Below are 7,392 nucleotides of genomic sequence, written 5' to 3'. Positions count from 1 at the left end.
GCTGGATGACTACAACCTGGATGACTACAGCTCGGTGTGGTGGTCGTGGAAGAGGTCGGGGAGGTCGGCGTGGTTGCTTCCTACGAAGTAGAGGAGGAAGGCGACGAGCCTGCTGACTATCCCGTCGTTGTCGTTGTTGATCGCGTTGAGGTTCGCGTACATGGCGTCACCGCGCTCGTCCGCCTGGCCCATCGTCTCGTTGTTCTGGGCTTCGAAGGCCGGGTCCTCGGCGGGCAGGAAGGTGTTCGGGTCCGGCTGGTTGCCGCCGCTGCCGCCCGGCTGCGGGTCGCCCTCCGTCTCCTCGGCGACCGGTGCGAGGTTGTCGTCGACCGTGGTGCCGGTCGGGGGGATGGCCCCTGCCGCGTCGTCCGCGCCGGGGAGGCCGACGTAGGCGTAGAGGTGGAAGTTCGCGTAGTGGTCGTTGGTGTAGAAGACGAAGCCGTTGGCGTTGTCCCGGACGATGCGCTCGGCGTTGCGGTGGGTGCGTCGGGTGGGCCGGAAGTCGATGTCGTACTCGGTGAAGCTGGGCGCCACCGCGTTGGGGTAGTTGGCCTGGATGTACGCCGTGAGCTGGCCGTCCCGGTCGCCGTAGGTGCCGCCACGGTAGATGAAGCCGGTGATGCCGTTGGAGGGATTGGTCTCCTGCGAGGCCTTCTTGTCGGAGGGCCAGCCCTTGGCGGTCCAGAAGGCGGTCATCTCGTCCAGTTTCGAGGGGAAGCCGCCGAAGTTCTTGCCGTCGTCGACGGCGGCGATCGCCGTTCCCTGTGACTGGGGGCCCAGGGCGGTGAAGCCGCCCAGAAGCGTCGCGACTGCGAGGAAGAGCACCAGGAACTTCGCCGTGAACCGGCGCGAAGCAGGGGGGCGGTGCCGGTGGGCAGAGCCGTTGGGTGCGGCCGGCTCGGTGGCCGCCGTGAGGTCTGGGGTAGGCATGTGCTGTTCTCCAGATGGATTGTGTGGATCGTGCGGTTCGCGCGCCGGATCCGGCTGTCCTCCGCGGACGGAGGAACAGATGGACGATCTGCCGACGAGCGTCGTGCCTGACCGACGCTGGCAACCGGAAGGTTGATTGGCACGTCCCTTTCACCAGGGCAATCAACTTCGTGGACAGCCCCGGATTGTTCGCCGGGCCGTTTCGTCGCCGCTGTCAACGGCCGATGTCACAGAGGGGAAGGGTTCACGCCCGAGCGGCGCGATACGTACGTTTGCCGCCCTGAACGTCTTTTTCGCCGGCCCTACAGCCGCGTACTGCCACAGCCACGTGCGCCACAGGAAAGAGGACGGATTCGTGGGACGTCCCGAAAGAACGGTGGACCCGGCGGCCGGTCCGGTGCAGCGCCTCGCCCACGAGCTGCGGGAGCTGCGCAAGTCAGCCGGCGGCCCGTCGTACCGGACCATGGCCCGGACGGCAGGGTTCTCGGCGACGACGTTGTCCCAGGCGGCGGCCGGACAGCGGCTGCCGTCGCTGGCCGTCGTCCAGGGTTACGTACGAGCCTGTGGGGGCGAACCCGGGGAGTGGGAGCCGCGGTGGAAGGCGGCCGAAGCGGAGGCCGCGGAGATCCCCGTGGACGGGGAGGCCGACGAGGACGCGGCGCCGCCGTACCGGGGTCTCGCGCGCTTCGAGCCAGCCGACCGTGACCTGTTCTTCGGCCGGGACCGGCTGGCCCACGAGCTGTGCGAGCTGGTGTCCGAGCAGCGGTTCGCGGTGGTGTTCGGGGCGTCCGGAAGCGGGAAGTCCTCGCTGCTGCGGGCCGGACTGATCCCGCGTCTTCAGGACAAGATCGCGGACCGGGGGAGTCCGGCGGTGCTGCGGATCCTCACTCCGGGGGACCGGCCCGCCGCCCGGTACGAGCACCTGCTGGCCCCGGCCGAGGACGAGCCGGAGAGCTGGGTGGTGGTGGACCAGTTCGAGGAGGTCTTCACCCTGTGCCGGGACAAGGCCGAGCGGGCTCGCTTCATCGACCTGCTGCTGGCCGCCCGGAAGCCGGACAGCCGGCTGCGGGTGCTGATCGCGGTGCGGGCCGACTTCTACGCCCGGTGCGCCGAGCACCGGGAGCTTGCAGACATGCTGCGCGGCGCGGCACTGCTGGTCGGGCCGATGACGGCGGACGAGCTGCGGGAGGCGGTCGTCAAACCGGCGCAGGCCGCCGGTCTGCTGGTGGAGCGGGAGCTGACCGCCCGGATCGTCGAGGAGGTTCTCGACCAGCCCGGCGGGCTGCCAATGCTCTCGCACGCCCTGCTGGAGACCTGGCGGCGGCGCCGCGGCCGACTCCTCACCCTGGCCTCGTACGAGGCGGCCGGCGGCGTGGGCGGCGCGATCGCGGCCAGCGCCGAGGAGGTGTACGGGCAGCTGACCGCGGACCAGGCGGACGCCGCCCGGCGCCTGCTGCTGCGGATGGTCGAGCCGGGTCGCGGAATCCCCGACACGCGGCGCCCCCTGAACCGGGCCGAACTCGACGCCTGGGCGTGCCCCTACGTGCCGGTGGTGGTGGAGAGGCTGGCCCGCGCCCGCCTGCTTACCGTCGACGAGGAGGACGTCCACCTCGCCCACGAGGCGCTGATCACCTGCTGGCCCCGGCTGCACGGCTGGATCGAGGAGGACCGCGAGCGGCTGCGCCACCACCGGGCGCTGACCGAGGCGGCCCGCGCCTGGCTGGAGCACGATCGTGACCCGGGCGCGCTGTACCGGGGCGTCCGGCTGGCCCGCGCGGAGGAGCTGTTCCCGGAGCCCGCGCGCGACCCCGAACTGACCGGAGCGGAGCGGGAGTTCCTCGTCGTCGCCTTCGAGGCCCGTGACGCGGAACGCCGGGCCGCCGCCCGCTCGACGCGCCGGGCACGGGCCGCGGTGGGCGTGCTGTCGGCCGTACTCGCGGTGGCGCTCGTCGCCGGACTGGTCGCGTGGCTGGAGCACCGCGACAACCAGCGGCGGCGCACCGACGAGGCGGCCCGCCGTATCGCCGCCGTCGCGGAGTCCCTGCGTACGACCGATCCCCGCACCGCGCAGCTGCTGGGCGTCGCCGCCTGGCGCGCGGCCCGGCTGCCGGAGACCCGGCGGGCTTTGCTGGGCTCACTCGGCCAGCCGGAACCCGATTCCTTCAGCGACCCGGCGCCGGGCGACGGTCCCCGACGCTTCCTGACCGACTCGGGCCGCAGGTTGCTCAGCATCGAGGGACGCACATGGCGAACCTGGGACGTGGTACGGCACCGGCAGCTCGCCTCAGGTCGCCTGCCGGGGGACGGCAAGGTGATCGGCGCCGCTCCGGACGGGCGGTTGCTGTCGATCGTCGGGAACGACGGGGGGACGCGGCTGTGGGACACAGCCGCCGGGCGGTGGCGCGGCAAACGGTTGCCTTCCTCGGCCTTCGTGGACTTCTCAGGGACCAGTTACCTCGTGGGCGACACGAGCGACTACAAGGTGCAGGTGCGCTCGTCCGCCGACGGTGGCCTGCGGTTCGAGACGCAGGCGGCGAGTACCACGGTGGTGGCGCCGAGCACGGACGGCCGACTGGTCGCGTCCTGCCCCGACGAGGGTCCGCCCCAGGTGCGGGACCTCAAGGAGGGGCGCACGCTGCCCGGGAGCTGGGAACGGGACGGCGAGATCTGCGGCCAGGACCGGTCGCAGCTCGTGCTCGACGGCGGCGAGCGAAGCGAGATGGGGGTCCCCCCGGCCGAAGGCTGGGGGAGGCTTGCCGCGATCACCTGGACCGGGGTGCATGTATTCGATGTCCGGTCGGGGCGAGGGCTGGCAGACCTCGTGGATCCGGGGGTGAAGTACGCCTCCTTCAGCAAGGACGGGAAGTTCTTGGCGACCGCCGACGGGGAGGAAGTCAGGGTGTGGCGCCTCACCGGCGACGTGTCGACCCCGGTGTTCCGGCACTCCCTGAACAACCAGCACCCGTCCGGCGGCCTGGCCTGGGACCCGGACCGCCCCGTCCTGCGGTACCTGGAGGGCGGCACGGTCCATTCCCTCGACGTCGCGCAGGCCGTGACGCCCGCTTGGCGCGATGAACCGCTGCACGGGGAGCGCCTCAGCCCGGACGGCCGTACCCTCGCCACCGCCCGCCGCACCGGTGACCGCTACCGCTTCGAACTGCGCGACACGGGCAACGGCAAGCTGCTGCGGACGCTGCCGTCCCCGCCGCTCCCTGTCTCCCGCGACCCCGAGGAGCCGGTGCTCCTGGGGAACACCTCACCACTGCTGGCGTTCGGCCCCGACGGCAAGACGCTCGCGTACGGAATCTCGGAGCCCGGCAGCGAGGCGTCCTCGCGGCCCATCGCGATCTGGGACGTCGCGAAGGGCCGGGCCCGCACCACGCTGGACCTGGGGACGAGGACATCGGCATCCCCGGTGCTCACGCTCGCCCTGGGCCCGGACGCCCGCACGCTCTACGCCACCCGCGCCCCGGGCATCGGCGAGCTGAGCAACGAGGTCTGGGACACGGCGGCCCACCGTAGAACGGCGGTCCTGCCGGCCCTGTCCAGCAGCAACCTGGCCGTACGCCCCGACGGCCGGCTCCTGGTCGGCGACAACCGTACGGCTTCACTGCCGGACGGCAAGGTGACCGGACGGGACCTGGTCCAGGGCAACGGGATCGACGCCCTCGCCTTCGCCGCGGACGGTTCGCGGCTGGTGGCCGGGGACCAGACGGGCCGGGTGGCGCTGTGGGACGGGAAGGTCCGGGAGCGAGCCGGGATCCTGCGGAACGTCTTCCCGGCCCCGGTCAGCGTGGAGTCCGCCGACGACTCCGCCGGCGATCCCCTCGGCGACAGCTCGGAAGCCGTGAGCGCCCTCGCCGTCAGCCCCGACGGGAGCACCCTCGCCGTGGGCGGCGAGGCGGGCAGCCTCCAGCTCTGGGACATCGCCACCCAGCAACCCCTCGGCGGCCCGCTGACGACGCCGGGCGAGAAGATCGACACGGTGGCGTTCAGCGCCGACAGCGGCACGGTGTACGCCGGGAGCGCACACGTCCCGCTCCAGCGGTACACCATCGCACCGTCGAAGGCGGTCGAGACGGTGTGCGCGAGGCTGGCGGAGAGCGGTGATCCGGCCGGTCTGACGCGGGCGCAGTGGAAGACGCACGTGGGGGACGTGCCGTACCGGAGGGTGTGCGGCGATTGACGAGGCCGTCGGGCAGCTGACGCACCCGACGGGCGGTTGATTGCCCTGATGGAGAGGCTGGCTGATCAATTCCCGGGCGCTGAGGATCGAGCCGTCGCTGTCCCGGTCATCCCCCTCTTCCCCCCGGCCGGGACAGCGGCCGTAACACCCGACGAGGGTGTCGAACGATCCGACGGGAGAACCCATCCATGAAGGCTCTCAAGACCGGCCGCCGTCGCCTTGCCCTGCTGACGCCCGCCCTGGCCCTCTTCCTGATCCCCTTCTCCACAGGGACGGCCGGCGCCAACACCAGCCCCGGCTGGGGTGACGACAAGCCCGACGTGATCTGGGACTGCAACAACGGCGAAGCCGACTCGTGCCAGTACCACGAGGTCAACGCGTGGACCGAGCTGGGCAAGCGGCGTGAGGTCGGCAACCCGGTGTACAACTGCGCGGGCAGTGCCGACCTGGGCTACGACCGCATCTTCAGGATCGACCGCACCACCGAGTACTCCTTCAGCCAGACGACCGGGGTGGAGGTCAAGGCCGGCTTCTCGGACGTGCTCGAAGGAGGCATGTCCGCCAGCGTGTCGCAGGAGGAGGCCTGGAAGGCGGGCACCACGGTCAGCGCCAGCACCACCCTCAGGGGAACCATCAAGCCCGGTGAGGCGGGCGGCTACTGGTTCGCGCCGTACGAGCGGAACTCCCAGGGCTGGCTCGAGGTCCACTACGGCAAGCGCAAGCACGGCCACTACCACTGGTACTACCCGGGCCAGGGCTCCACGGGCGTCCACATCAAGACGCCGGTGACCCTGCCGGACGGCACGATCAAGGGGAAGTGGTACTGGGCGACCTGGAAGTGCTGACGCCTTCCGGTCCTGTTTCCTGAGAGCTCTCCCGAGTTCTTACGAGACCCTTGCGCACCGCTTACGAGACCCTGACGCGGCCCCGGAACCGGTTCGTCTCACGTCCCCCACTGACCACTCTGGTCCTGTTCGCAGGGCGCGGACGTGGGGGACGAGAGACCGAGGAGCCGGGCGTGGGAACGTACGACAGGAATGGCCGTCGCAGTGGTCACAAGAGTGGGCACCGGGCGAAGTCCAGGACGCGGCGGGTCATGATCGGGGCCGGGGTGCTCGCCTCGGTGGGGGCGGTGACGGCGGCGGTGTCCGTGGCCAATGCCGGGCAGTACGCCCGCACCACGTCCGCCGGAGCCGATCAGGCCGTGTTCGTGCAGGGCAACGAGCTGAACGGGAACATGATCCATGTGTTCGCGCGGGGTGACGACGGAAAGCTGTCCCCCGCGGGGGAGTTCGCGACCGGCGGCAAGGGCGGCGACCAGGTCGACGCGCCCACCGACTCGCTCGCCTCGCAGGGCTCGCTCGTCTACGACGACGCCTCCGGGATGCTCCTCGCCGTCAACGCGGGCAGCGGCACGGTGACGTCGTTCCGAGTCGAGGGCACCGAACTGAAGGATCCGAAGCAGGTGGATTCCGGAGGGGATTTCCCGGCGAGCATCGCGGTGCGCGGAAAGGTGGCGTACGTGATGAATGCGGGTGGAGCGGGCAGTGTTCAGGGCTTCACGATCACCGAGAAGGGGCTCAAGTCGCTGAAGGGCTCGCAGCGTTCGCTGGGGCTGGACAACGAGGATGTGCCGCGTTTCGACACCTCGCCCGGTGAGGTCGAGTTCACTCCGGACGGGCGCAGTCTGGTGGTCACCACCAAGGCCGCGAACACGGTCGAGGTGTTCCCGTTGAAGCGGAACGGGGTGCCGGCTGTCGACGAGGCGGTCGTCAACAAGTCCGCGGGCGGTGTGCCGTTCGCGATCAGCTTCGACAAGTCGGGCAAGCGGATGCTGGTCGCGGAGGCGGAGAAGTCGACGGTGACCGCGTATCAGGTGCGGCGCAGCGGCAAGTTGAAGGTGCTGCAGGAGCCCCTCGCGAACGGTCAGGAGACGCTGTGCTGGCTGGTGCGCGCCGGTAACTACTTCTACGGCGGCAACACCGGGAACTCGACGGTCAGCGGCTACCGCATGGCCAAGAGCGGCGAACTCGCCCTCACCAACGAGGTAGGCATCGCCACCCCGCCCTCCGCCAACTCGCAGGGTGTGATCGACCTCGCGGTGACCGAGGACGAGAAGTTCGTCTACGTGCAGAACGCGGTCTCCGGCACCGTCGACGGCTTCCGTGTCGAGAAGAACGGCGCCCTCACGAAGGTCACGACCGCCGAGGATCTGCCGGTCTTCGCGGAGGCCGGCATGGAGGGCATCGCCGCGAAGTGACTTCGTGAAATGACCG

The 7,392-nt window shown here is 70.6% G+C and carries 4 protein-coding genes; 3 read left to right on the top strand and 1 reads right to left on the bottom strand.

Translation table 11 applies throughout. The features are described from left to right. Nucleotides 1-24: 24 nt before the first annotated feature. Entirely contained in the window at nt 25-930 is a 906-nt protein-coding gene (locus IEZ21_RS19120; RefSeq protein WP_189323117.1) for a ribonuclease domain-containing protein, read from the bottom strand. A 355-nt stretch (nt 931-1,285) separates the two neighbouring features. On the opposite strand from IEZ21_RS19120, the gene IEZ21_RS19115 reads away from it, so the two are divergent. From IEZ21_RS19115 to IEZ21_RS19105, 3 genes are all read left to right on the top strand, one after another. After that, complete coding sequence (locus tag IEZ21_RS19115; RefSeq protein ID WP_189323116.1) at nt 1,286-5,116, top strand: nSTAND1 domain-containing NTPase; 3,831 nt, start codon at nt 1,286-1,288, stop codon at nt 5,114-5,116. 188 nt (nt 5,117-5,304) lie between these two features. Next, nucleotides 5,305-5,961: a hypothetical protein gene (locus IEZ21_RS19110; protein ID WP_189323115.1), complete on the top strand. Its 657-nt coding sequence runs from the start codon at nt 5,305-5,307 to the stop codon at nt 5,959-5,961. A gap of 251 nt (nt 5,962-6,212) precedes the next feature. Then, a complete protein-coding gene (locus IEZ21_RS19105) occupies nt 6,213-7,376 on the top strand; it encodes a lactonase family protein (RefSeq protein ID WP_189323114.1) in 1,164 nt (387 codons plus the stop codon). Nucleotides 7,377-7,392 lie beyond the last annotated feature (16 nt).

The organism is Streptomyces flaveus, from assembly GCF_014647675.1.
Classification (GTDB): Bacteria; Actinomycetota; Actinomycetes; order Streptomycetales; family Streptomycetaceae; genus Streptomyces; species Streptomyces flaveus.
This window is presented reverse-complemented; position numbering and strand designations above follow the sequence as displayed.

What these genes read in the sequence shown, in the direction of transcription:
- IEZ21_RS19120 (WP_189323117.1), bottom strand. Translation starts at nt 930, where the DNA reads ATGCCTACCCCAGACCTCACGGCGGCCACCGAGCCGGCCGCACCCAAC.
- IEZ21_RS19110 (WP_189323115.1), top strand. Translation starts at nt 5,305, where the DNA reads ATGAAGGCTCTCAAGACCGGCCGCCGTCGCCTTGCCCTGCTGACGCCC.
- IEZ21_RS19105 (WP_189323114.1), top strand. Translation starts at nt 6,213, where the DNA reads ATGATCGGGGCCGGGGTGCTCGCCTCGGTGGGGGCGGTGACGGCGGCG.